General features: G+C 58.7%; 27 protein-coding genes, 1 tRNA gene and 1 pseudogene. 18 read left to right on the plus strand and 11 right to left on the minus strand.

The window, feature by feature from the left end; all coding sequences use genetic code 11:
* Window positions 1-5: 5 nt before the first annotated feature.
* The 3 genes from nrdR to ACSQ9D_RS04905 are packed head-to-tail and all read left to right on the plus strand — an operon-like array spanning window position 6 to window position 2,215.
* Window positions 6-482 (plus strand): transcriptional regulator NrdR, encoded by a 477-nt coding sequence (gene nrdR / locus ACSQ9D_RS04895; RefSeq protein WP_007531462.1) that lies wholly within the window; start codon window positions 6-8, stop codon window positions 480-482.
* A gap of 3 nt (window positions 483-485) precedes the next feature.
* Window positions 486-1,595, plus strand: coding sequence for a bifunctional diaminohydroxyphosphoribosylaminopyrimidine deaminase/5-amino-6-(5-phosphoribosylamino)uracil reductase RibD (gene ribD / locus ACSQ9D_RS04900; protein WP_436281380.1), 1,110 nt, complete (start codon window positions 486-488; stop codon window positions 1,593-1,595).
* Window positions 1,595-2,215: a riboflavin synthase gene (locus ACSQ9D_RS04905; protein ID WP_436281381.1), complete on the plus strand. Its 621-nt coding sequence runs from the start codon at window positions 1,595-1,597 to the stop codon at window positions 2,213-2,215. The genes ribD and ACSQ9D_RS04905 overlap by 1 nt, the downstream gene beginning before the upstream one ends.
* Here ACSQ9D_RS04905 and ACSQ9D_RS04910 read toward each other — a convergent pair.
* The 3 genes from ACSQ9D_RS04910 to ACSQ9D_RS04920 form a co-directional block, all read right to left on the minus strand.
* A complete protein-coding gene (locus tag ACSQ9D_RS04910) occupies window positions 2,178-2,714 on the minus strand; it encodes a GNAT family N-acetyltransferase (RefSeq protein WP_436281382.1) in 537 nt (178 codons plus the stop codon). The two genes, ACSQ9D_RS04905 and ACSQ9D_RS04910, sit on opposite strands and share 38 nt — an antisense overlap.
* Before the next feature lie 25 nt (window positions 2,715-2,739).
* Window positions 2,740-3,243 (minus strand): cupin domain-containing protein, encoded by a 504-nt coding sequence (locus ACSQ9D_RS04915; protein WP_436281383.1) that lies wholly within the window; start codon window positions 3,241-3,243, stop codon window positions 2,740-2,742.
* A gap of 97 nt (window positions 3,244-3,340) precedes the next feature.
* Window positions 3,341-3,691 (minus strand): hypothetical protein, encoded by a 351-nt coding sequence (locus ACSQ9D_RS04920; protein WP_436281384.1) that lies wholly within the window; start codon window positions 3,689-3,691, stop codon window positions 3,341-3,343.
* Between the two features lie 335 nt (window positions 3,692-4,026).
* Here ACSQ9D_RS04920 and ACSQ9D_RS04925 point away from each other — a divergent pair, with 335 nt between their 5' ends.
* From ACSQ9D_RS04925 to ACSQ9D_RS04935, 3 genes are all read left to right on the plus strand, one after another.
* A complete protein-coding gene (locus tag ACSQ9D_RS04925) occupies window positions 4,027-4,482 on the plus strand; it encodes a 6,7-dimethyl-8-ribityllumazine synthase (RefSeq protein WP_024316605.1) in 456 nt (151 codons plus the stop codon).
* Window positions 4,483-4,485: 3 nt separating this feature from the next.
* Window positions 4,486-4,968: a transcription antitermination factor NusB gene (nusB, locus tag ACSQ9D_RS04930; RefSeq protein ID WP_007801071.1), complete on the plus strand. Its 483-nt coding sequence runs from the start codon at window positions 4,486-4,488 to the stop codon at window positions 4,966-4,968.
* A 207-nt stretch (window positions 4,969-5,175) separates the two neighbouring features.
* Window positions 5,176-7,311, plus strand: a complete 2,136-nt coding sequence (locus ACSQ9D_RS04935; protein WP_436281385.1) for a sodium-translocating pyrophosphatase — start codon at window positions 5,176-5,178, stop codon at window positions 7,309-7,311.
* A gap of 98 nt (window positions 7,312-7,409) precedes the next feature.
* Here the strand turns inward: ACSQ9D_RS04935 and ACSQ9D_RS04940 are convergent, their stop codons facing one another.
* A complete protein-coding gene (locus ACSQ9D_RS04940; RefSeq protein ID WP_024316602.1) occupies window positions 7,410-7,946 on the minus strand; it encodes an outer membrane protein assembly factor BamE in 537 nt (178 codons plus the stop codon).
* Between the two features lie 178 nt (window positions 7,947-8,124).
* On the opposite strand from ACSQ9D_RS04940, the gene ACSQ9D_RS04945 reads away from it, so the two are divergent.
* The 8 genes and pseudogenes from ACSQ9D_RS04945 to ACSQ9D_RS04980 all read left to right on the plus strand — a co-directional run bounded on the left by ACSQ9D_RS04945 (window position 8,125) and on the right by ACSQ9D_RS04980 (window position 14,247).
* Window positions 8,125-8,715 (plus strand): ubiquinol-cytochrome C chaperone family protein, encoded by a 591-nt coding sequence (locus ACSQ9D_RS04945; protein WP_197066033.1) that lies wholly within the window; start codon window positions 8,125-8,127, stop codon window positions 8,713-8,715.
* Window positions 8,716-8,725: 10 nt separating this feature from the next.
* On the plus strand, window positions 8,726-9,280 hold the full coding sequence (locus tag ACSQ9D_RS04950; protein WP_436281386.1) for a YceD family protein: 555 nt from the start codon (window positions 8,726-8,728) through the stop codon (window positions 9,278-9,280).
* A gap of 103 nt (window positions 9,281-9,383) precedes the next feature.
* Entirely contained in the window at window positions 9,384-10,430 is a 1,047-nt protein-coding gene (plsX, locus tag ACSQ9D_RS04955) for a phosphate acyltransferase PlsX (protein WP_436281387.1), read from the plus strand.
* Between the two features lie 19 nt (window positions 10,431-10,449).
* Window positions 10,450-11,421 carry a beta-ketoacyl-ACP synthase III gene (locus ACSQ9D_RS04960; protein ID WP_436281388.1) on the plus strand — a complete coding sequence of 324 codons (972 nt, stop codon included), beginning with the start codon at window positions 10,450-10,452 and terminating at the stop codon, window positions 11,419-11,421.
* Window positions 11,422-11,528: 107 nt separating this feature from the next.
* Window positions 11,529-11,867, plus strand: a complete 339-nt coding sequence (locus tag ACSQ9D_RS04965) for an integration host factor subunit alpha (protein WP_024316597.1) — start codon at window positions 11,529-11,531, stop codon at window positions 11,865-11,867.
* 217 nt (window positions 11,868-12,084) lie between these two features.
* Window positions 12,085-12,627, plus strand: coding sequence for a MerR family transcriptional regulator (locus tag ACSQ9D_RS04970; RefSeq protein WP_436281389.1), 543 nt, complete (start codon window positions 12,085-12,087; stop codon window positions 12,625-12,627).
* Window positions 12,628-12,741: 114 nt separating this feature from the next.
* Window positions 12,742-13,407 (plus strand): HAD family hydrolase, encoded by a 666-nt coding sequence (locus ACSQ9D_RS04975; RefSeq protein ID WP_047520309.1) that lies wholly within the window; start codon window positions 12,742-12,744, stop codon window positions 13,405-13,407.
* A 78-nt stretch (window positions 13,408-13,485) separates the two neighbouring features.
* A pseudogene (locus ACSQ9D_RS04980) lies at window positions 13,486-14,247 on the plus strand (IS5 family transposase).
* A 13-nt stretch (window positions 14,248-14,260) separates the two neighbouring features.
* Here ACSQ9D_RS04980 and ACSQ9D_RS04985 read toward each other — a convergent pair.
* The gene (locus ACSQ9D_RS04985; RefSeq protein ID WP_436281390.1) at window positions 14,261-15,253 is read right to left on the minus strand and encodes an ornithine cyclodeaminase family protein; all 993 of its coding nucleotides are present in this window, start codon (window positions 15,251-15,253) and stop codon (window positions 14,261-14,263) included.
* Window positions 15,254-15,390: 137 nt separating this feature from the next.
* Here ACSQ9D_RS04985 and ACSQ9D_RS04990 point away from each other — a divergent pair, with 137 nt between their 5' ends.
* Window positions 15,391-15,852 carry an Lrp/AsnC family transcriptional regulator gene (locus tag ACSQ9D_RS04990; protein WP_024324002.1) on the plus strand — a complete coding sequence of 154 codons (462 nt, stop codon included), beginning with the start codon at window positions 15,391-15,393 and terminating at the stop codon, window positions 15,850-15,852.
* Between the two features lie 200 nt (window positions 15,853-16,052).
* On the opposite strand, the gene ACSQ9D_RS04995 is transcribed toward ACSQ9D_RS04990, so the two are convergent.
* The 3 genes from ACSQ9D_RS04995 to ACSQ9D_RS05005 form a co-directional block, all read right to left on the minus strand.
* On the minus strand, window positions 16,053-16,247 hold the full coding sequence (locus ACSQ9D_RS04995; RefSeq protein WP_156139838.1) for a hypothetical protein: 195 nt from the start codon (window positions 16,245-16,247) through the stop codon (window positions 16,053-16,055).
* A gap of 99 nt (window positions 16,248-16,346) precedes the next feature.
* Window positions 16,347-16,796, minus strand: a complete 450-nt coding sequence (locus ACSQ9D_RS05000) for a CAP domain-containing protein (protein ID WP_436281391.1) — start codon at window positions 16,794-16,796, stop codon at window positions 16,347-16,349.
* A 176-nt stretch (window positions 16,797-16,972) separates the two neighbouring features.
* On the minus strand, window positions 16,973-17,356 hold the full coding sequence (locus ACSQ9D_RS05005) for a hypothetical protein (protein ID WP_436281392.1): 384 nt from the start codon (window positions 17,354-17,356) through the stop codon (window positions 16,973-16,975).
* A 368-nt stretch (window positions 17,357-17,724) separates the two neighbouring features.
* On the opposite strand from ACSQ9D_RS05005, the gene ACSQ9D_RS05010 reads away from it, so the two are divergent.
* The 3 genes from ACSQ9D_RS05010 (at window position 17,725) to ACSQ9D_RS05020 (ending at window position 18,606) form a co-directional block, all read left to right on the plus strand.
* Window positions 17,725-17,801: transfer RNA gene (locus tag ACSQ9D_RS05010), tRNA-Pro, on the plus strand.
* A gap of 197 nt (window positions 17,802-17,998) precedes the next feature.
* Window positions 17,999-18,214: a hypothetical protein gene (locus ACSQ9D_RS05015; RefSeq protein WP_436281393.1), complete on the plus strand. Its 216-nt coding sequence runs from the start codon at window positions 17,999-18,001 to the stop codon at window positions 18,212-18,214.
* A 179-nt stretch (window positions 18,215-18,393) separates the two neighbouring features.
* On the plus strand, window positions 18,394-18,606 hold the full coding sequence (locus ACSQ9D_RS05020) for a hypothetical protein (RefSeq protein ID WP_024316591.1): 213 nt from the start codon (window positions 18,394-18,396) through the stop codon (window positions 18,604-18,606).
* 32 nt (window positions 18,607-18,638) lie between these two features.
* On the opposite strand, the gene ACSQ9D_RS05025 is transcribed toward ACSQ9D_RS05020, so the two are convergent.
* The 3 genes from ACSQ9D_RS05025 to ACSQ9D_RS05035 are packed head-to-tail and all read right to left on the minus strand — an operon-like array spanning window position 18,639 to window position 21,772.
* Window positions 18,639-18,932 (minus strand): helix-turn-helix domain-containing protein, encoded by a 294-nt coding sequence (locus tag ACSQ9D_RS05025; RefSeq protein ID WP_037116905.1) that lies wholly within the window; start codon window positions 18,930-18,932, stop codon window positions 18,639-18,641.
* 3 nt (window positions 18,933-18,935) lie between these two features.
* Window positions 18,936-20,216 carry an O-antigen ligase family protein gene (locus ACSQ9D_RS05030; protein ID WP_436281394.1) on the minus strand — a complete coding sequence of 427 codons (1,281 nt, stop codon included), beginning with the start codon at window positions 20,214-20,216 and terminating at the stop codon, window positions 18,936-18,938.
* Entirely contained in the window at window positions 20,213-21,772 is a 1,560-nt protein-coding gene (locus ACSQ9D_RS05035) for an undecaprenyl-phosphate glucose phosphotransferase (RefSeq protein WP_436281395.1), read from the minus strand. Before ACSQ9D_RS05035 ends, ACSQ9D_RS05030 begins: the two co-directional genes overlap by 4 nt.
* Window positions 21,773-21,808: the final 36 nt, after the last annotated feature.

Genomic DNA, 21,808 nt, shown 5'->3' on the forward strand with positions numbered 1-21,808 from the left:
AGCGCATGCGCTGCCCATTCTGCGGATCGGAAGACACACAGGTCAAGGATTCACGCCCGGCGGAGGACAACACGTCCATCCGCCGGAGGCGTATCTGCCCCGATTGCGGCGGTCGCTTCACGACCTTTGAGCGCGTGCAGTTGCGTGAGCTGATGGTGTCGAAGAAGACCGGCCGCAAGGTGCCGTTCGATCGCGACAAGTTGGTGCGTTCTTTCGAGATCGCGTTGCGCAAACGCCCCGTCGACCGCGACCGCATCGAGCGCGCAGTCTCCGGTATCGTTCGACGGCTTGAAAGTTCCGGCGAAGTCGAGATCAGCTCCGAGCAGATCGGCCTGCAGGTGCTCGAGGCCCTAAAGAGCCTCGATGATGTCGGCTTCGTTCGCTACGCCTCGGTCTACCGGGACTTCTCGCACGCCGAGGATTTCGAGAAAGTCATTTCCGAGATCAACGCCAAGATTGCTCGCGATCCCCTGGACAACTAGCCCATGAGCGCTTCGGAAGACGACGCGCGTTTCATGCAAGAGGCGATCCGCCTGGGTCTCCTGCATCTCGGCCAGACATCGACCAATCCTTCGGTCGGCTGCGTCATCGTGCATGACGGGCAGATCCTCGGCCGTGGAGTGACGGCAGTTGGCGGGCGACCTCATGCCGAGCCGCAGGCATTGGCCGAAGCCGGCGAACTGGCGCGGGGCGCCACTGCCTACGTGACGCTGGAACCCTGCTCGCACTACGGCAAGACGCCGCCCTGCGCCGATGCGCTGATCGCCTATGGCGTCGGTCGCGTCGTCATCAGCGTCACCGATCCGGACCCGCGTGTTTCGGGTAGGGGTATTGCCAGGTTGCGCGATGCCGGGATCGAGGTCGAGTCCGGGATTCTCGAAGATGAAGGCAAGCGTTCGCTCGCTGCCTATCTCACGCGGCAGACGAAGAACCGGCCCTATGTGACTCTCAAGCTTGCGGTTTCCGCCGATGGCATGATTGGGAAAAAGGGCGAGGGGCAGATCGCAATCACCGGTCCGGGCGCACGCGCCGAGGTCCAGAAGCTTCGCGCTGAAACCGATGCGATTCTGGTTGGGATCGGCACGGCTATCGCCGACGATCCCTTGCTGACGGTTCGCACGCCTGGCCTTGAGACCCGATCGCCGGTCCGCGTCGTGCTGGACGAAAATCTGTCCTTGCCGTTGGACAGCAAGCTGGTGACCACCGCAAGGGAGGTGCCGGTCATCGTCGTGGCAACCGAGCCGCCCCTCTTCGACAACAGCGAGGACGAGGCTTTCCTCGCACGTCGCGCAGCACTGGATCGGGCTGGCGTCGAAATCGTCCAATGCAATCCCAACCGTCCGGACGAGCTGCTGCCTGCGCTCGCATCGCGCGGCATTTCCTCGCTTGTCGTAGAAGGTGGCGCGCGGACGGCGAAGCTCTTCCTTGACGCTGGATACGTCGATCGCATTCTCTTCTACCAGGGACCGGGCGTGATCGGGCAGGGCGGTATTGAATCGCCGGTGACGACGACCGATATGCCATCGGGCTTCCTGCACAAGGGCACCTTCATGTTTGGCGACGATCGCCTGGACGAGTACGAAAGAGAGCTTTGATGTTTACCGGAATTGTTACCGACGTCGGCACGATCGAATCCGTTTCCCCGTTGAAGGAAGGCATCAAGCTGCGTGTCGCCACTGCCTATGATGCGGCGACGATCGACATGGGCGCCTCGATCTCCCACTCCGGCATCTGCCTGACCGTGACCGGCTTGCCTGGCGACGGCAGCAACGGCCGCTGGTTCGAGGTTGAAGCCTGGGAGGAAGCGCTGCGTCTGACGACCATCGGGACGTGGAAGGAAGGAAGCCGCATCAATCTCGAGCGCTCTCTGAAGATCGGCGATGAGCTCGGCGGTCACATCGTTTCCGGGCATGTCGACGGCAAGGCCGAGATCCTCTCCGTTACCGAAGAGGGCGATGCGACGCGCTTTCGCCTGCGCGCGCCCGAGCATCTCGCCAAGTTCGTCGCACCCAAAGGCTCCATTGCCCTCGACGGTACATCGCTCACCGTCAACGCGGTTGATGGCACCGATTTCGACGTGCTGCTGATCCGTCATACGCTCGAGGTCACGACCTGGGGCGAGCGCAAGGCCGGAGATTTCGTCAATTTCGAAGTCGACACCATGGCGCGGTACGCCGCTAGGCTGGCTGAGTTCCCGACCGCGAAAGCAGAATGACCTCTCCATTGTAGCTGCATCGCTGGATTTCGCGGAAGCCGAGCTTACGTGCGAGGCGCAGCGAAGCGTCGTTCCCCGGGTCGATGATGCAGGTCATGGGTTTGGAGGGGAAGCGTTTTTCCGCCCAGGCGATCAGCGCGGTCAGCGCTTCGCAGCCGTAGCCGCGGCCTTGCGCGAAGGGCATAATGCCCCAACCGGTTTCCAAAGTGCCTTCCGTGGAGACCGGATGCATGTCCCGCTTCATGTCCAGAAAGCCTGCCTCCCCGATGAAGCGTCCTGACTGCTTTTCCTCGATTGCCAGAAACCCGAAACCCATGTGATGCCACATGCCTGCGGCCCGAAGCAGGCGTGCCCAGGCCTGCTCGCGGGTGGAGGGCACACCCCCGATGAAGCGCACCACCGCTTCGTCGCTCCACATCGTCTGGTAGTCCTCAAAATCGTCGACGGTATGCGGCCGCAGCAACAGCCGCTCGGTCTCGATGGTCGGGATGCTAGTCATTTCGAAATGCTCTCCTGAATGGGCGTCATGCACCGGGCTCCCCATCCCAATAATCCAGGTTGCCGCTTTCGCTGCCGATGAAGCGAAAGCGGTTCGTTTGCGCTGCGTCGCGATTAGTCTTGGCAAGAAATTTGCCGGAATCCGGATATTCGACAATCTCGGTCTTCGCCATTGTCGAGATGCCGAGGTAAATGAGAGGCGTCGAACCTGTGTTGATGATCTGGTGGGCGGTCTCTTGTCCTCCGGCTGGAGCACCAAGCGTGTCGCCTTTCCGGATTGGATAGCGGTCAGGACCGAAGCGATACTCGCCGGCGCCTTCAATAACGAAGAACAGTTCATCCTCCACATGATGGTTGTGGAACGGACAGCTCGACTTGCCGGGCGGCACTTCATTGTAGCTTATGCCAAGACCGGCGAGGCCGAGAAGCGACCCGAACGAGACATCTGCGCCCTCGTACAGATCTCCTTGCTTCCAGTGCTCAAGCTTCACATCGGCGACGTTGATCACTGGCTTCGATACGCTGGACATTTGCACCTCCTGTTTCCGGGGAGGAGGCACCATCCTGCGGGGAAATACAACCGCAAAGCATAATATCGGGCGACAGCATCCGCTGCCGCCCTTGCTTTTATCGATAGTAGACGGTGATGCCGCCATCCGCGGCCTGGTCGGCATTGACGATGTTTCCCAACAAGACGCCTCTGGCGTTGAGTTGATGCACAAGAGGCTTGTTGACGGCAATGGCGGCGCGGATCATTTGGATGTCGTTCACGCTGCGTGCGGCAAAGGACTTGGGGTCACCGATGTTTCCCGAGCCGCCGTGATCGTACACCTGCCGAACATCTAGATTGCCGCCGCTGAAGCTGCGCAGCGTTCGTTCGATGCCCGAGGGGGTATTCATATCGAGACTTTCCGCACGGCTGGCGTCTGCGAAGGCGAGAGTGGCGACTGCGGAGGCGATGGCGGCAACGCGATTCATGGGAGTATCCTTTCATCTGCTCTGACGATCGGTTGTCGGCAGTGGATCGTCAGCGTTACACAGGTGAAATTGGTGTCGGAATCATCCGCCTTCAACTGATAAGTATCTGGAATTTGGTTACAAATTGTTCATGCGGATCGCCCTTCATTTGCCATCTTCGAGGCGCCGGGAAGCTGTCGCGGCAAGCCGATGCGAGGATTGTCCGCCATGCCCTTGCCGTGATTCCAAGATTTCGCATCCAATCCATGTTCGGAATTTGCTTGCCATTCGGGTCGCGGCGTGTTTTGACCGCGGCCTGCCGAATGGCAAAGTCCTCTAGCTACCCAAGGTGAAGCATGGCGCGAGAAACCGCTCCCCACATTCTGATCGTTGAAGCACGCTTCTACGACGACATGGCCGATGCCTTGCTTGAAGGCGCGACTTTCGCGTTGAAAGAGGCCGGCGCGACCTATGAGGTAGTCACCGTTCCCGGTGCTCTCGAAATTCCGGCGGCGATTGCCATGGCGCTCGACGGAGCAGATAATGACGGCACGCAGTACGACGGGTACGTCGCCCTTGGCATGGTTATCCGCGGCGAGACGTATCATTTCGACATCGTGTCGAATGAATCCTCGCGTGCGCTGATGGATCTGGCAGTGAGCGAGTCCATTGCCATTGGCAATGGTATTCTGACGGTGGAAAATGACGACCAGGCCTGGGCTCGTGCCCGCCGTTCGGACAAGGACAAGGGCGGTTTTGCCGCCCGTGCAGCTCTCACGATGATCGAGCTGAAGAAGAGATTGGGTGCATAACGAATGAACAACGAAAACTCGGAGCGTCCCGTCAAGACCGCGAACCAGCGAGGCGCTGCGCGCCTGGCTGCCGTTCAGGCGCTCTACCAGATGGATATTGGCGGCACCGGCGTCCTGGAAATCGTCGCCGAGTATGAGGCGCATCGCCTCGGCCAGGAACTCGACGGCGAGACCTATCTGAAGGCCGACCCCTCCTGGTTCCGCTCCATCGTCTCCGGTGTCGTGCGAGAACAGCGTCGGCTCGATCCGCTGATCGCGTCCGCTCTTCAGGACGACTGGGCGCTGTCGCGTCTCGATAGCACGGTTCGCGCGATCCTGCGTGCCGGCGTGTTCGAAATCCTCGATCGCAAGGATGTTCCCGTCGCGGTCATCGTGACGGAATATGTCGAGATCGCCCAGGCCTTCTTTAGCGAAGATGAACCGAAGCTCGTCAATGCGGTGCTCGACCGCATCGCGAAGCAGGTTCGCGGCGAAGCCAAGAAGTAGCGTTCTGCCGGGGCCGTGGCCCCGACCTCCAGAAACTCCCGGTTCCCATTGTGCTGCAAGGGCTTTTGGCGTTTGCGGGCTTGACGCGCCGTTTTCCTCCACGCAATCTCCGCGCGGCGTTGCAGCATTTCTGTGGGAGGAAATCGAGTCGGCGTATTCGCAGCCGGAGAGGGAGTGAACTCCGGCTCTTTTGGAGGAAAGAGCGAAATGAGCATTCTTTTATGGGTAATAGCATGCGGTCTGCTCTCGGTGGTCTATGCCATCTGGGCGACCCGGTCGGTGCTTGCCGCCGATCAGGGTAACAAGCGTATGCAAGAAATTGCAGGCTATATTCGTGAAGGTGCGCAGGCCTACCTGACGCGCCAGTATAAGACTATCGCAATCGTCGGCATCGTCGTTTTCATTGCAGCCTGGCTGCTGCTCTCCGGCATGGCTGCAATTGGTTTCCTCATTGGCGCGGTTCTTTCCGGCGCCGCTGGCTTCATCGGCATGCACGTCTCGGTGCGCGCCAATGTGCGCACGGCGCAGGCGGCGTCTCAAAGCTTGTCCGCGGGACTTGAGATCGCATTCAAGTCTGGCGCGATCACCGGGCTTCTGGTCGCTGGTCTCGCCTTGCTCGGCGTGTCCGTCTACTACTACGTCCTCACCGTCATTCTTGGGCGCGAGGGAAGCTCCCGCGAGGTCATCGATTCACTCGTCGCGCTTGGTTTCGGTGCGTCGCTGATTTCGATCTTCGCCCGTCTGGGCGGCGGCATCTTCACCAAGGGCGCCGACGTCGGCGGCGACCTTGTCGGCAAGGTTGAAGCGGGCATCCCGGAAGATGATCCGCGCAACCCTGCCACGATCGCTGATAACGTCGGCGACAACGTCGGCGATTGCGCAGGCATGGCTGCCGACCTCTTCGAAACTTACGCCGTATCCGTCGTTGCAACGATGGTTCTCGCGGCGATCTTCTTCGCCGGCGCGCCCATCCTGCAAGCGGCAATGGTCTATCCGCTTGCCATTTGCGGCGCCTGCATCATCACCTCGATCATAGGCACCTTCTTCGTCAAGCTCGGCAGCAACGGGTCGATTATGGGCGCCCTGTATAAGGGCCTGATCGTGACCGGCCTGCTGTCAATCGTCGGTCTCGGCGCTGCGACGTCCCTGACCATCGGGTGGGGAAGCGTCGGAACCGTCGGCGGCAGTGACATCACCGGCACGCACCTGTTTCTCTGCGGTATCGTCGGTCTGATCGTGACAGCGCTGATCGTCGTCATTACCGAGTACTATACAGGCACCAACAAGCGCCCGGTCAACTCGATCGCCCAGGCGTCGGTGACCGGTCATGGAACCAACGTCATCCAGGGGCTGGCAGTTTCGCTCGAGTCGACGGCGTTGCCGGCCATTGTCATCGTCGGCGGTATTCTTGCAACCTATCAGCTGGGTGGTCTTTTCGGTACCGGTATTGCGGTTACCGCGATGCTCGGCATAGCCGGCATGATCGTTGCTCTGGATGCCTTCGGTCCAGTAACGGACAATGCCGGTGGTATTGCCGAGATGTCTCATCTGCCGCCTGAAGTTCGCAAGTCGACCGACGCGCTTGATGCCGTGGGAAACACGACGAAGGCGGTCACCAAAGGGTACGCGATTGGCTCGGCAGGCCTCGGAGCACTCGTGCTCTTTGCTGCCTATTCGTACGATCTCAAATATTTCGCGGCGAACGGGGACAAGTACCCTTACTTTGCGGGAATTGGTGAGATCTCGTTCGACCTCTCGAATCCCTACGTAGTGGCGGGGCTGATCTTCGGCGGCATGATTCCGTATCTCTTCGGCGGCATTGCCATGACTGCCGTCGGTCGTGCGGCTGGCGCGATCGTCGAGGAGGTTCGCCGCCAGTTCAAGGAGAAGCCGGGCATCATGCAGGGGACGGAGCGGCCGGACTATGGCAGGGCCGTCGACTTGCTGACGAAGGCGGCCATTCGCGAAATGATCATACCGTCCTTGCTGCCGGTGTTGGCACCGGTCGTCGTGTATTTCGGCGTTCTTGCCATCTCCGGATCGAAGGCTTCGGCCTTTGCGGCGCTGGGCGCATCCTTGCTCGGCGTGATCATCAACGGCCTCTTCGTCGCCATTTCGATGACATCGGGCGGCGGCGCCTGGGATAACGCCAAGAAATCCTTCGAGGACGGCTTCGTCGACAAGGACGGCGTTCGCCACATGAAGGGATCCGATGCGCACAAGGCTTCGGTGACTGGCGACACGGTTGGCGACCCCTACAAGGACACGGCCGGTCCGGCCGTCAATCCGGCGATCAAGATCACCAACATCGTAGCGCTACTGCTTCTTGCCGTTCTGGCCTGAGGCGAACCGCGAACTAAAAACCCGCCGGAGCGACTGAACTGACCCCCGAAAGTTGGACAACAACCTTCGGGGGTTTTTCTTTGAGAATTCTATCCGCGTTAGCGCAAGCTGGCCGGGTTCTGCGGCGAGGCCGGCTGAGAGGTGCCGCCCCCGAAGAGGCCCTTGGCAGCGTTCGCGGCACTGCCGCCGGACAGAAGCTGTTGTAGGAAGGTGAAGTCCTTGCCGCCTGTCGGGGTGACGCGGGTAATCGTATCGAAAACCTTGCCGTCCTTGAGGGTGTAGTTCGCGCGACGCGTAACGATGCCGTCCTTGTCAAAATAGATCGCCAGAACGCTCTGGTCGACGACTTTCAGTTTCTGGAAGGCCATGGAGCGCTCGCGGCGCTGTGAGATGTAATAGAAGACTTCACCGTCGAACGTCGCCGTCGTTGACGGCGTGCCCAGGGATAGGAGAACCTGCTCGCGGCTCGATCCTTCCGGGACAAGGTTCAACGATTGCTCGTCGGCGACATACCCGCCATTAAGCACGGTTCCTGTCTGGCAGCCCGAAAGTCCGGCGGAGGCGATCATGATGGCAATGGCGGCATTGCTGAGGAATTTTTTGTCAGACTTGAAATACCGTTTCGTCAACGACATCTACTCCCTAAAATTATGAATGGCAGCCACCGGCCTCAGATCGCTGATGCAAAACCATTGTGGCCATTCCGGGGTCAGACCCCGTTGGCTCGTGCGGACAGATGGGGGTGCTGTCCCGAAAGTGGCCACCTTCGGCATTGCAATTCGCGCCTGCTTCGGTAAACCAGCTTTCGAAATCATGCAACAAGGCCGGACGCCGCTTGGCGTCAAGAATGAGGCCTTTCCGGAAAAAACGATGATCTTCGGGCTCTTTGGCAAGAAAAACAACAATCAGGCAATCGTTGATCGGCAATATCAGGCATTAACGTCGGCCGCGCGGATGCCGGAACTCTACGAGCGCCTGAATGTCCCGGATACGGTCATGGGGCGCTTCGAAATGCTCTCGGCGGTGATGATCCTCTTCTTCCGACGCACGCGAACGTCTGGGACAAGCGGTCAGGAGATCGCACAGGAAATCGTCGACGCCTTCTTCGAGGATATCGACTACTCCATCCGTGAACTGGGGATCGGCGACAACACCGTACCGAAGCGCATGAAGAAGCTGGCCGGCATGTTCTATGGCCGTCTTGAGGCCTACTCCAAGGCGATGGACATCAGGGATGCCGAAGGGCTTGCTACCGCACTCGTTCGGAACATTCATCCCAAGGCGAATGAGCCGGCCGATATGCGCGGTCTCGCGAGCTGGATGTTTGCGGCTGAGGATTATCTTTTGTCTCAGTCGGAAGACGTCATCGCGACCGGCTCGGCGACGCTCCCGAAGGTTGCCTGAGGAGAAGACGATGAAGAACAAGAGAGATGACGTGCCATTCTCCTACCTCGTAAATGTCGGTCATATATCGGCCAATCCTGTCGAGGTGCATCTGGAGGCCGATAAGCGGGAGTTGGCGGCGCTCGCCGAGCGTTGGAATGTCCTTTCGGTCGACGGCCTCAAAGCCGAACTCCAGATCGCTCGGTGGAAGCGCGACGGCATCCGTCTGAAGGGCAGGGTTCAAGCAAATATCGTCCAATCCTGCGTCGTCACCCTCGATCCGGTCCCATCCACGATCGACGAGACCTTCGAGCAGATCTTCGTGCCTGAAAATTCGAAGCTTGCACGCCGACCAGCCAACGATGCGGGCGAAATGGTGCTCGATCCCGACGGTCCGGACCTTCCTGAAAGCTTTACCGGCGATACGATCGACGCAGGTGACGTGGTCACGGAATTTGCAGCGCTTGCGATCGATCCCTATCCACGCAAGCCCGGTGTGGAGTTCGGCGGTCACATGGAAGACACCGGAGAGAACGATAAAAAGCCGTCCGCCTTCGCCGTGTTGAAGGATTGGAAAAAGGACTGAACCCCGTTGGGGATTTGACACAATTCAGTTGTAAGCGACGGGAAAACCGGTATTTTGGCCGAAATTTCGCCTGCCGGAGGCGAAAAATAAGGATCAGGGACGCGTGATCAGAATTTCTATCGACCTCATGGGTGGCGACTTTGGTCCCCAGGTTGTCATCCCCGGCGCCGCCAAGGCACTGGAAAGACATCCCGATATTTCCTTCGTGATGTATGGTTTGAAGGAACAGTGCGAGCCGGTTCTCCACAGGTTCCCGAAGCTCAAGGAAAAGAGCGTTTTCCACGATTGCGAACTGGCCGTCCGCATGGATGAGAAGCCGAGCCAGGCGCTTCGCCGCGGTCGCTATGTCTCCACCATGTGGCGGACGATCGAAGCAGTGAAGACGAAGGAAGCCGACGTTGCCATATCTGCTGGCAACACCGGCGCCCTCATGGCGATGGCCAAGTTCTGTTTGCGGACGATGGCCAATATCGAGCGGCCGGCGATCGCTGCTATCTGGCCGACGCTGAAGGGCGAGAGCATCGTGCTTGATGTCGGCGCGACGATCGGGGCGGATTCACAGCAGTTGATGGATTTCGCCCTCATGGGTGGGGCAATGGCACGCGCGCTGTTTGAGATCGAACGTCCGACCATCGGCTTGCTGAACGTCGGTGTCGAAGAGATCAAGGGGCAGGAAGAGGTGAAGGAAGCGGGGCGCCTGCTCCGCGAGGCGAACATCGACTCGCTCGAGTACTATGGCTTCGTCGAAGGAAACGATCTCGGCAAGGGGACCGTCGACGTCGTCGTAACCGAAGGCTTCTCCGGCAATATTGCGTTGAAGGCGGCCGAAGGTACGGCGCGCCAGATCGGCGAATATCTGCGCGCTGCAATGTCGCGCACGCTGCTTGCCAGGATCGGCTACTTCTTCGCGAAAGGCGCGTTCGACATGCTGCGCGAAAAGATGGATCCGAGCCGTGTGAACGGCGGTGTCTTCCTTGGCCTCAACGGCGTTGTCATCAAGAGCCATGGCGGCGCTAACGCTGAAGGCATCGCTGCTGCCATCGAGGTCGGCTATGACATGGCCAAGAATGGCCTCAATCAGAAAATAGAAAACGATCTTCAAAAGTATCATGCCAAGCGGCAGCCCCCGATCGGGCCGGAAGCCGCATGAGCGACGGGGTTTAAGCAATATGATCCGTTCAGTTGTTCGCGGGTTCGGAGCCGCACTTCCGAAACGCGTTATGACCAACCGCGACATGGAAGATGTCGTGGACACATCAGACGAATGGATTGTCCAGCGCACCGGCATTCACCAGCGCTACATTGCCGGCGATGGCGAGACGACATCGTCGCTCGGCGAAGCAGCAGCGCGTGCTGCGCTCGACAGGGCCGGACTGACGCCGGCCGATATCGACCTCATCATCTGTGCCACTTCGACGCCGGATAACACCTTTCCGGCGACTGCCGTCAATATTCAGAATCGCCTTGGCATGAGCCATGGCTTTGCCTTCGACGTGCAGGCGGTTTGCACGGGCTTCGTCTATGCCGTGACGACGGCCGACGCCTATATCCGCGGCGGCCTTGCCAAGCGCGTGCTGGTGATTGGCGCCGAGACTTTCTCGCGCATCCTCGACTGGAACGATCGCACAACATGCGTCCTCTTCGGTGACGGTGCAGGCGCGATTGTGCTCGAAGCCGCGGAAGGCGAGGGCACGACTGCGGATCGTGGCGTCCTGACGGCGCATCTGCGCTCCGATGGCTCCCACAAGGACAAGCTCTACGTGGACGGTGGCCCCTCGACGACGGGCACTGTCGGCAAGCTGCGTATGGAAGGCCGGGAAGTCTTCAAATATGCCGTCGGTATGATCACCGATGTCATTCAGGCTGCCTTCGAGGCAACCGGGACGACTGCGGATGATCTCGACTGGCTGGTGCCGCATCAGGCCAATCGGCGTATCATTGATGGCTCCGCCAAGAAGTTGCATATCTCTCCTGAGAAAGTAGTCATTACGGTTGATCTTCACGGCAACACGTCTGCCGCCTCGATTCCCCTCGCGCTGGCAACGGCAGCCGGCGATGGCCGGATCAAGGAAGGCGATCTGGTGATGCTGGAGGCGATGGGCGGCGGCTTCACCTGGGGCGCAGCACTCTTGCGCTGGTAACCCGAAAATCCAAAAAACTACCGACGAACAAGAGCTTGACCGTGAGGCGCAAGACAAATACTCTTTGTTCGCTTTCATAATATAATTGGCAAATGGGCGGGGAAACCATGACCGGAAAGACAGTGACGCGAGCAGACCTGGCGGAATCGGTTTTTCGCAAGGTCGGTCTTTCGAGAACCGAATCTGCCGAGCTCGTGGAAACTGTCATCGACGAGATTTGTAACGCGATTGTCCGCGGCGAGACCGTCAAGCTCTCGTCCTTTGCGACCTTCCAGGTGCGAGACAAGAACGAGCGCATCGGACGTAACCCCAAGACGGGCGAGGAAGTACCGATCTCTCCCCGTCGCGTCATGACCTTCAAGGCGTCCAATGTCTTGAAGATGCGGATTCTCAAGGCGCACACCCTGCGCAAGACCAAGCAGAAGACCGCCAATCCGGCCTCCTGATCGGTCTGAAAAGAGAGAACCGTTCTCTCGTTAGGCGACAACAACTATAATCTTCCCTGAACGATCTGTGCGGTATTCAAGACGTGACTTGAATTCACGGCGTCAAACCGTTGAAATATGATGAGTCGCGGCTCGGTTCTGGCGTTCGTGAGATACAGCTGCGTCCTATCAGCCGAACAGACGCGCGGCACGCCCCGAGACCGCGTAGGGAGTAAGGATGTTGGATAAGAGCCCCGATGCTTTCCGCACCATCAGCGAGGTGGCGGATGACCTAGACCTTCCACAGCATGTCCTACGCTTTTGGGAAACGCGATTTCCTCAGATCAAGCCGATGAAGCGCGGCGGCGGCCGCCGCTATTACAGGCCCGAGGATATCGATCTCCTGAAGGGTATTCGCCACCTACTCTACGATCATGGCTACACGATCAAGGGCGTGCAGAAGCTTCTGAAGACCAATGGCAACAAGTTCGTCATCTCGATAGGACATGGCGACCTTGCCAGTGTCCAGGCGCTGATGGGCGCCCCGCAGGATGACGCCAACACGGCCGAACCGCGGGTCGGAATGTCCGACGAGGATCAGGTGGTCGGGCGCGCGAAACCGCCGATTACCCGCCGCTTCTTCAATTTCGGCGGTGGCGACGAAGAATCTCCCGAGATTTCGATCGGCAAGTCGAGCGTCGGCAAGGAGGATCGGGCGCTGCTGCAGGAAGCACTCTACGATCTCCTGGAGTGCAAACGCTTGCTGGACCAGGTTCGCTGACCAACTTGTTCGCCTTCGGGTGATATAGGGAAGCACCATTCCTTCATTCGATCGGACAGAAGACGCCATCAGCTGCCGATGCGGAATTCGATACAACTTACCAAGGAAGCCCTCGTGACTGCGTCTCATTCCGTTCCCGGCAAACTTTATGACGCCTTCCTCTTCGATATGGACGGCACGCTCTTGAATTCCATTGCCGTGGTCGAACGCGTCTGGAGCGAGTGGGCAGTGCGCCATGGATTGGAGCCGGAGGTTTTTCTCAAGACGATTCACGGCATTCGCGCCAGCGATGTCATTCGCCAGCTGGCGCTGCCGGGCGTCGATCCTCAGCATGAGGCGAGGCAATTGTTGAAAGAGGAGATGGAGGATGTCGAAGGCATCGTCCCGATCCCGGGAGCGATTGATTTCCTAAACAGCATTCCGCAGGCGAAGTGGGCGATCGTAACCTCGGCACCGATCGAACTCGCCAGAAGCCGCATGGCGGCGGCGGGCATTCCGACGCCGGTCGTGATGGTGAGCGGCGAAGAAGTGGCGGCTGGAAAACCGAGCCCGGAATGCTACCTGCTGGGTGCCAAGCGCCTCGGAGTCGATCCGACGAAATGCCTGGTGTTCGAAGATGCCGTTGCTGGAATCCTCGCGGGCGAAGCGGCGGGCGCAGATGTGACGGTCATTACCGAAACGCATACGACGCCGTTCGCGACGCCGCATTTTTCGATCCCCGACTACCGGGGTTGGCGTGTTGACATCGGCCCCGACGGCCGCGTTGCGCTTGCCAAATAGCGCGGGCTAGGTCGTGTGGACTCTTCGGATTCCCAAGGCTGAGCAAATCAGATTCAAGACTGTCTTTTGGAGGCCGTCATGGGTGTTTTGGATCGTCTGATTTTGCGTGATGAGCAATGGGAGCGGATATCGCCGCATATCATTGGTGACGAGCGCACACGCGGTTCGTCCGGCCGCGACAACCGCATGTTCGTGGAAGCGGTACTTTGGATCGTGCGGACCGGCTCGCCTTGGCGCGATCTGCCTGGAGTTTTTGGTGAATGGAACAGTGTCTTCCGCCGTTTCAGCCGCTGGAGCAAAAAGGGCGTCTGGTGGCGCATGTTCGCGGTGATGTCGGACGATCCGGACTTCGAATATCTGATCGTCGATTCCACTATCATCCGCGCCCATCAGCACGCCGCTGGCGCAAAAAAGGGGCCGAAGATCAGGCCCTTGGCCGCTCTCGAGGCGGCCTGAGCACCAAAATCCATATGGCTGTGCGTGGTCTCGGGCTGCCCGGTCCGCTTCACACTTACCGCAGGCCAGAAGGGCGATGCGCCGCAAGCCGATGCCCTGATCGAGGGCCTACCCGCCGACATCGTCATGGCCGACACCGCTTATGACAGCGATCGCCTGCACAATGCCATCGCTGATAAAGGCGCTGTGGCGGTGATCCCCAATAATCCCTGCCGCGCTCAAAAATACCCACTGGACAAGGACCTCTATGCCCAACGTCACCTGATCGAATGCTGCTTCTCCAAACTCAAGCAGTTCAGAAGAGTCGCAACGCGCTTCGAGAAAACGGCGAGAAACTACCTCGCCGTCGTCACCATCGCAGCAATCGTCCTATGGATCAGATAACAGTCCAGGCCATCTAGAGAGAAATAGCTTGGCCCACACCCAGGCGTTTGGCCTCGCGGTAAGCGAGGTCGGCTGCCACCATATCCTCCATGGCGACGCCCATGGCCTTGTAGATCGTGATCTGCTGATCAGATGTCCGACCTGATCGCTGCCCCAGCAACATCGCACCAAGATCGGTGCCTGCCTCGGGATCAATATTTGCGAGTTCGCAGCAGCCCACGGGTGTTGGCGCGAACGAATCCCGCGTCTCAACAAAGAGGGTGCCGCGAGCGATCAAATCGATCGGAAGTTCGCCGCCGGGCGGCGCGACACCAACCGAGGACACGTGCGTTCCTGGTTGAACCCATTCTGCGGATATTGCGGGGACATAGGAGTGCGTCGCGAGGCACACAACATCTGAAGAGCGTATCGCCGCCTCGAGGTCCTCGACGGCAGTGATGCCTGAATGACGTGAAGCCAGTGCCTGCGCATCAGCAAAATCTTTAGAGAACACTCGAATTTCCTGGAAATCGCGAACGAGCGGCAACAGGTGAAGGTGCTGGCTAGCTTGAACGCCCGCGCCCACGACGGTTGCGACCTTGGCATTACGCCTGGCGAGCTCTCGCACCGAGAGGACCGCTGAGCCAGACGTGCGTACGGCCGTGATGTAGGTACCATCCATAATGCAAACAGGTATTCCTGTTTCTGGATCGAAGAGATGTATTGTTGCGAGGTGACTGGGGATGCCCCGGGCGATATTGCCTTCGAACACGTTGACCAGTTTTACGGTCAAATGCATTCCCTTCATCCACGCCGGCATCGCCAACGAATAGCCCGCATTCGGAATATCGAGTTGTGGCCGCGCTGGATTGACGACACGACCATCGGAGAGCGCTTTGAACCCGTCCGCTAGCGCGTCGAGCAGCTTGCGCAGGTCGATGCATGTTTTGACCTCCGCTTCGCTCAGCGAGAGAATCTTGATCTCACCTTTGGTGTGAGTGCTTAAGGCAGGTTGGGTTCTGTGCATGATGTTGCTTGCCTTCGTCTGGTTGGGGCTTGGTTGCTTTCCAACCGTATTGCGGCAAACGGCGCGACGAAATATAGTAATTTCGACTTCTTTGCGTGATTGTCGCGCATTCTAACCCAAGAAAGTGTGAATCAGAAATGAGTGACTTGGACCGTGTCGATCGGATGCTGCTCGGGCTATTGCAAGAAGATGGTCGCCGGACTGTTCTTGACCTCGCCGAACGCGTTGGATTGTCACCCACCGGCGCATCGCAGCGCATCAAGCGGCTTTTCAGTGAAGGCTTTATCCGCGCTGTGCGGGCTGTGCTCGAGCCTTCAAAGATCGGACGCGGCACGCTCGTCTTTATCGAGGTAAGGCTCGATCACACCGCGCCGCACGTCTTCGACCGCTTTGCAGAGGCTGTTGCGAAGGCACCCGAAATCATCGAATGTCATATGGTGATTGGTGGCTTCGACTACCTGGTCAAAGCACGAATAGCGGACATGGCGACGTTTCAGGAATTCCTGCAGCGGGTCATTCTGCCGCTTCCTGGCGTCAGAGAAACCCACAGTTACGCATCAATCGGTGATGTGAAGCCTGACGCATTGTTGCCGCTTTGACACCTCCGATTTTCCGGACCGGTTGAGACTGGAAATTCCAGTCTAGACGGAGTTTTCGGCATGAAAAAAGTCGAAGTTCACGGAGGTGCAGATCGCTTTCATTCTGCGGCAAACCGGGGAGCGAACGCCGGTTCCCGTGGTCTGTCGGTAGTCGCGCGTCGCCGCCATCGTCTTATCGATCAGACAAGTGTCCACGCCACCTAGTGCTTGCGCTGTTGCTGCGCTTTTTTCTTCATGCGCTCATAGGCAGCAAGCATCTTTGCCTTGACCGAGCCCAGCGTCCCCAATTCATGCCCGCAGGTAAAGCAGATAAGGATATCGGTGTCGAGCGGCTCGGGACGCTCGAATTTCATTCGTGTGTTCCTGCATTTCGGGCAGGGGATCTCGATCTGCATGTTCTTATCCAAAGTCTCGCGTTTTGCAGGTCTCTTATTCGCGTAGCGCGGCTCGAGCAAGCATTTTTGAGTTACTAACGAACAGCGAGATGTGACGTGCTACTGGCAAGCAAAGAAAGTCGAGTAGCCTCCGATCACGGCTACCCCCGCGTGTCGCAGATTAGGTCGAAGCAAGTTCGTGTTGTGGCCCGGGGAGCTCCTCCAGCCAGCAAAAAGCTGCTGCGGAGTGGTATATCCAACGCCGACATTTTCTGAACACACCACACTGAGCCCCGCAGCTCTGGCTTGAGCCGATCTCTGGCGAAAGCCATCATGGTTGATGGCTCTCCGTGTTGCTTGATACCGGCTGTGTTGCCGGGCCAACGCTTTCAAAGTACCATTTGCGGCCAGCGGAGATAGGCCGCGGCTCGTCCTATAAGAATTGATGAGAGCCAGTGTCTGGGAGCCAAAATCGCTTGTCGTCGTTGGCGGTTGTGCTGCACTTACACATGCTGAACTGAGAATCGCAATTGCTGTTGTCCGTAGCATTTTCATGGTCGGATTTCTCATCTTGGCAACGATTTGCCTTTGGCGGGCCTACCCAATAGAGCAGAAACAACGCAAGTGATCCAGGCAACCATGAACGAGGCATTGCGCCACAGTCATCGAGATCGAGCAGACCAGTGAGCTCCAAAGAGCTAGGCCAGCTGGGATGATGCCGTCAGGAGGCTCTCGAAGGACGAGCCTCAGGTGACGACGCCGTTCTGCCGGCACATGTCGTTGAGGTTTGTTTGTGTGTTGCCCTGGGCGGTCAGGGTGAACGAAAAGGCGGCTCTCCCGGCTGCAATCGTGTTTTTCAAAACGCCAGCGAAGGGCTCGCCGCCCGTAAAGGCCCCAGCTTTGTTCTTGGAGTTTACTATGCCGCAAACATAGACGATCCCTGGTTGTCTCTGTGCTGCCATCATGTTTCCGAACGTCGCACTGGCGGGATCTTTAAGGAACCTTCGAATTCCATTCTGAACGGCAGAGATCTCGCCCACCGAGAGCGTGTACGGGATCGTTTGGTCTCGCTGAGTGAAGCCTGTGCAAGAACTAAGCATCAATATGCCGGCAATCACGATTTTCTTCATGTCGTCCCCCAAGAGCATCGCGAATTACATGGTATGTCCTCGGGAAAATTCTCCTTAAGCGGTTGCTGACGCAAGCCCGTATTTCGACGTATATCGATATGAAGTACGAGCCGGGATTACAAGACTCCGTTGAGGCTTAGAAATTTGTGGCTCACTTGCCCATGGTAAAGCCACCGCGTTCCGACAAGCAAATGGCGTTCGCCACTCGACTTGTTGTGAGACGCATGGCCTCCCGGAACGCAGCGGGAACCCTTAGCGGCCGAAGCGCGCTTTTCCACCCTCGTCGTTCCTTTTTTATTCTCTCCTGTCGATTTCCTCTTGCGCCCCAAATCCCAAAATACTAACAGGATCAGGCCGTTTCGGCAGGTCGGGGCGTAGCGCAGCCCGGTAGCGCACTTGACTGGGGGTCAAGGGGTCGCTGGTTCAAATCCAGTCGCCCCGACCATTTATAAAGTAACCTTCGGCACCCCCAGCAGCCCGAAGGTCACCTCTCCTCCTTGATGGTCACTTGTTGAACCATCAGCTGATGGTTTGCCTGTTGGGGCCTCAACGGAAATACCGACGTTAGAAATTTGTCTTCGTAACTCGAATAAACTATTAGTGTCATGTAATATACGTCCCGCGAATATTGGTGGATGACGCATGGCAGACCGCGAAACGAGCGAAACATGCCGGGAAGCGCTATCGGAGCCCTTTGGGGCTCTGGTCGAGAAGGCTGTGTCGTCGGGCTGGCCGGAGCACGAAGTCGCGCTGGCGTTGACCGAATTGGCCGAGGCCTATGTCGTCAAGGTCAGCGCAAGGATCATCATTGAGGGCTCGCTCCAGTCGCAGCTTGCCTCGGAGCGGCTGAACAACTGAAGCCGGATTTGCGCATTAAGCCGGTTCGGTATGCGTCGTTCACATAAATGTTTCTGTCGGAAATGTTCGGTTGATAAATGGTCGGCTCGGGCGCATAGTGGCCGCAATGTCGGCTATGGATGGGCGGTCGACGTTAATGTTTTCTGGTGTTGATAGCCCCTGATGGGACCTGTGGCGTCATGCTCAAATCCCCAGTTCTTCCGCGTGACCTGCCGCTTTTCTCGGACGATCTCGATCTTCTGTCCGGGGTGCTTGACGATGTCTGCAAGGACAGGGGGCTCGAGCGGAACACCTCGGCCGCCGAGACCATCGGTGCGCTCCTGATCCAGCTTTACCGACAGGGTGTCAGGGATCAGGGCAAGCTCGCTGCTCTTGCAAAGGCCTATTTGTAATCCCGGTGCTGTAAGAACGCCGACTAGCTCAGCTAGTCGTCGTTTGCCGCGTTGAGGTTTTCTGGGCGGATACCTTCATCGATCCCCGTACGCGCTCGTAGCCTGACGCCCGGTCCGCCTTCGTCGTGATTGCCGCTGCCGATGAAGATGATGCCCGCCGCTTCAAGCGCTTGCTTGACGGCGAGCAGCGCGTGCGGCTCGCCTTTCTGCTCGTCGCGCTCCATCGTTTCGATAGTGGCAGCGGGCAGACCGGATGCGGCTGCCAGTTGCTCGATGCTCATTCCGGTCATCGCGCGGGCGCCGCGCATCTGTGTTGCTGTGATCATGAATCAGAGATTAGCGCGCCGGTGCTCGTTCGCAAGGCCGATGTGCGGCACTTGCGCCGCATGATTGCGTATGTGGCGCTGTTCCAGCGCGGCACAGCCCCAGACCACACCGAAAAGCAAGTAGACATGCCGCCAGTGGTCGATGTCGATGACGTTGCCGATCGCTGCATGGCCAAGCACTCCGATCCAGGCAATCATCAGATAGGGTTGCCAGGGACGATCCTTGAGGAGGTTCCTGAACCCGAGATAGATCGTCCAGCAGAGCATTGTGATATAGCTGACAAAGCCGAGCCAGCCGTAGCTCGTCAGCGATTTCAGCCAGATGTTGTGCTCATCCTCCGGGAACATCGTGCCGAAGACCAGCGGACCTATTCCGAGCGGCCGCTCCATCATCATCGTGAAGCCGATGCGGTGGCGATCGAAACGGCCGAGATGCTCGCCGTCATATTGCTGCACGAGCTGGGCACGCGCCGAAAAGAGCGCACTGACTTTCGGGAACTGCAATGCAACGACCAGTGACGCAACCAGCAACATGGCCGCCGCAAGCGACAAGATCAGGATACGCAGGCGAAACGCGCCGCTGCGCTCCTTGAGCAGCATGCAGAAGATCAAAAGGACAATGCCGAGAAGAAAGAGGCCCCAGGCCGCGCGCGAGAAAGACAGAAACACGCCAAGCGCCAAAATCAGCAGCGCAAAGGCCTTGATCGGCGCAGCTCTCAAATTGCCGACAAGAATGCCATGGACAAGATAGATGGACGGCGGGACCAGGAATGGACCAAATACGTTCGGGTCCTGGAAGGCACCCTTGGCGCGATCATAGAGCGTGAAAACCTCCGCTCCCGGGAAGGCGTGAAAATAGCCAAGGATCCCAAGCATAGAGGTGATGACAGCGGCGAACGCCCAGGCATCGAAGATGAGCCGCAGTCGCCGATGGCTTTCCTCGATGATCGCCGCGTAGAAGATTGCGGTAAGTGCGAGGAAGGTCGAGACGGCGACATACATCGGCGCGGTCCCGAGATCCTTCATTTGCGTCAGCGAGAGCATTCCGCCGACGTTGAAGGCAAGCAGCAGGATCAGAAGCGGCGCAGTGAAGCGCGAGATCCTGAGGCCCAGGATGAACCAGATGCCGAGGAGGGCTGCCATCCAAAGCTCGTAGGGTGCCGGCTCGTCGATGACGAAGCCGGAGAGAAAGACCCCAATGGCGACCATCGCCGACCCAATCAAGCGCAGCGCCGCCCGCTGTGGCTGGGCAACCCGCAGATGTGTCGCCTCGACCGCACTCAATAGGCGTTGTCCGTGTTGAACAACCGGAAGGGCGTCAGGAACAGGATCTTCAGATCGAACCAGAGCGACCAGTTCTCGATGTAGTAGAGGTCGTAGGCCGTTCGGAACTTGATCTTGTCGTCGTGATCGACTTCTCCGCGCCAGCCGTTGATCTGCGCCCAGCCGGTGACACCGGGCTTCACGCGATGGCGGGCGAAATAGCCTTCTACGACATCACCAAATGCCCGGTCCCGCGCCTGGGCAAGAATGGCATGCGGACGCGGCCCGACCAGCGACAGGTCGCCCTTCAAGACGTTGAAAAGTTGTGGCAATTCGTCGATCGAACTTTTGCGGATGAAGCGTCCGACAGGTGTGACGCGAGGATCCCCCTTGGTGACGGCGGCCCGCCCGGTGGGGTCGCCCTTGTCGGCGTACATCGAGCGAAACTTGAAGATTTTGATGATCTCGTTGTTGAAGCCGTGGCGGTTCTGCCTGAAGAAGACCGGTCCCTTCGAGGTCAACTTTATGGCGATGGCTGTTGCCAGCATGATCGGCCAGAGAAGCGCCAAAGAAAGCAGCGTAAAGAAGATGTCGAAGCAGCGCTTGGCGACCGAGTCCCAGTCCCGGATCGGCTTGTTGAAGATGTCGAGCATCGGGACAGACCCAATGCGCGAATAGGCGCGCGGGCGAAAGCGCAGGCGATTTGCGTGAGCGGCCAGGCGGATGTCGACCGGCAGTACCCAGAGCTTCTTCAACAGCTGCAGGATGCGGGCCTCCGCGCTTAGCGGAAGCGAAATGATCAGCATGTCGATGCGGGTGATGCGAACGAATTCGACCAGTTCGGCGACCGTTCCGAGCTTCGGATAGCCGGCGACCATGATCGGCGACCGTTTCTCGCCACGGTCATCGAAGATGCCGCAGATCCGGATGTCGTTGTCGGCCTGCTGTTCGAGGACACGGATCAGATTCTTGGCCGGTTCTCCGCCACCGACGATCACCGCACGGCGCTCCATGATGCCGTTGCGCGACCAGTTGCGGATGCCGTAGGCGATCAGGAAGCGAGCGGCGAGCAGGAAGATTGCCCCAGTAACGAACCAGGCAAGGTAGGCCGGCGCCTGTCCCAACCCGTCATTGCCGCAGAGCGCGCTTCCGGCAATGACGACCAGGAAGACCGATGTCCACACCGCAAAGACGCGCGGCAGCAGGCGCATACGGGCGCGGAGCGCTGGGATGGAGTAGGTGTCGGCCGTCTGGAGCGCACAAACGAGGAGAACCGCAACAATAGCGGCAGTGATCCCGCGGTCCGATAGAGTCTCCGCTCCATTCCCAGGCCAGAGAGGGAACGCGAGCAGCCCGATCAGAAACTGCGACGCAAATTCGAACAGGCGGAACTGGCCGATGATGATCGCCGGCGAGCGGTTTCCAGCGCTGAACTGCTCGGCGATCTGACGGGCATAGGTGTTGATCGGCTCCCGCTGAACCTCTTCGTCGGCCTCTTCGGCGCGTCGATTGATGTCCGAAACCTGCTTGCGCAGCGCTTCCAGGTCAAACTGATCGCTTTTTTCTGCCTTGTTCATGAGGCTACCGCCGCTGGTTATCGCAACGGCAATAGC

Source organism: Rhizobium sp. LjRoot258 (assembly GCF_964254185.1).
Classification (GTDB): Bacteria; Pseudomonadota; Alphaproteobacteria; order Rhizobiales; family Rhizobiaceae; genus Rhizobium.

What these genes read in the sequence shown, in the direction of transcription:
- nrdR (WP_007531462.1), top strand. Translation starts at nt 6, where the DNA reads ATGCGCTGCCCATTCTGCGGATCGGAAGACACACAGGTCAAGGATTCA.
- ribD (WP_436281380.1), top strand. Translation starts at nt 486, where the DNA reads ATGAGCGCTTCGGAAGACGACGCGCGTTTCATGCAAGAGGCGATCCGC.
- ACSQ9D_RS04905 (WP_436281381.1), top strand. Translation starts at nt 1,595, where the DNA reads ATGTTTACCGGAATTGTTACCGACGTCGGCACGATCGAATCCGTTTCC.
- ACSQ9D_RS04910 (WP_436281382.1), bottom strand. Translation starts at nt 2,714, where the DNA reads ATGACTAGCATCCCGACCATCGAGACCGAGCGGCTGTTGCTGCGGCCG.
- ACSQ9D_RS04915 (WP_436281383.1), bottom strand. Translation starts at nt 3,243, where the DNA reads ATGTCCAGCGTATCGAAGCCAGTGATCAACGTCGCCGATGTGAAGCTT.
- ACSQ9D_RS04920 (WP_436281384.1), bottom strand. Translation starts at nt 3,691, where the DNA reads ATGAATCGCGTTGCCGCCATCGCCTCCGCAGTCGCCACTCTCGCCTTC.
- ACSQ9D_RS04925 (WP_024316605.1), top strand. Translation starts at nt 4,027, where the DNA reads ATGGCGCGAGAAACCGCTCCCCACATTCTGATCGTTGAAGCACGCTTC.
- nusB (WP_007801071.1), top strand. Translation starts at nt 4,486, where the DNA reads ATGAACAACGAAAACTCGGAGCGTCCCGTCAAGACCGCGAACCAGCGA.
- ACSQ9D_RS04935 (WP_436281385.1), top strand. Translation starts at nt 5,176, where the DNA reads ATGAGCATTCTTTTATGGGTAATAGCATGCGGTCTGCTCTCGGTGGTC.
- ACSQ9D_RS04940 (WP_024316602.1), bottom strand. Translation starts at nt 7,946, where the DNA reads ATGTCGTTGACGAAACGGTATTTCAAGTCTGACAAAAAATTCCTCAGC.
- ACSQ9D_RS04945 (WP_197066033.1), top strand. Translation starts at nt 8,125, where the DNA reads ATGCAACAAGGCCGGACGCCGCTTGGCGTCAAGAATGAGGCCTTTCCG.
- ACSQ9D_RS04950 (WP_436281386.1), top strand. Translation starts at nt 8,726, where the DNA reads ATGAAGAACAAGAGAGATGACGTGCCATTCTCCTACCTCGTAAATGTC.
- ACSQ9D_RS04960 (WP_436281388.1), top strand. Translation starts at nt 10,450, where the DNA reads ATGATCCGTTCAGTTGTTCGCGGGTTCGGAGCCGCACTTCCGAAACGC.
- ACSQ9D_RS04965 (WP_024316597.1), top strand. Translation starts at nt 11,529, where the DNA reads ATGACCGGAAAGACAGTGACGCGAGCAGACCTGGCGGAATCGGTTTTT.
- ACSQ9D_RS04970 (WP_436281389.1), top strand. Translation starts at nt 12,085, where the DNA reads ATGTTGGATAAGAGCCCCGATGCTTTCCGCACCATCAGCGAGGTGGCG.
- ACSQ9D_RS04985 (WP_436281390.1), bottom strand. Translation starts at nt 15,253, where the DNA reads ATGCACAGAACCCAACCTGCCTTAAGCACTCACACCAAAGGTGAGATC.
- ACSQ9D_RS04990 (WP_024324002.1), top strand. Translation starts at nt 15,391, where the DNA reads ATGAGTGACTTGGACCGTGTCGATCGGATGCTGCTCGGGCTATTGCAA.
- ACSQ9D_RS04995 (WP_156139838.1), bottom strand. Translation starts at nt 16,247, where the DNA reads ATGCAGATCGAGATCCCCTGCCCGAAATGCAGGAACACACGAATGAAA.
- ACSQ9D_RS05000 (WP_436281391.1), bottom strand. Translation starts at nt 16,796, where the DNA reads ATGAGAAATCCGACCATGAAAATGCTACGGACAACAGCAATTGCGATT.
- ACSQ9D_RS05005 (WP_436281392.1), bottom strand. Translation starts at nt 17,356, where the DNA reads ATGAAGAAAATCGTGATTGCCGGCATATTGATGCTTAGTTCTTGCACA.
- ACSQ9D_RS05015 (WP_436281393.1), top strand. Translation starts at nt 17,999, where the DNA reads ATGGCAGACCGCGAAACGAGCGAAACATGCCGGGAAGCGCTATCGGAG.
- ACSQ9D_RS05020 (WP_024316591.1), top strand. Translation starts at nt 18,394, where the DNA reads ATGCTCAAATCCCCAGTTCTTCCGCGTGACCTGCCGCTTTTCTCGGAC.
- ACSQ9D_RS05025 (WP_037116905.1), bottom strand. Translation starts at nt 18,932, where the DNA reads ATGATCACAGCAACACAGATGCGCGGCGCCCGCGCGATGACCGGAATG.
- ACSQ9D_RS05035 (WP_436281395.1), bottom strand. Translation starts at nt 21,772, where the DNA reads ATGAACAAGGCAGAAAAAAGCGATCAGTTTGACCTGGAAGCGCTGCGC.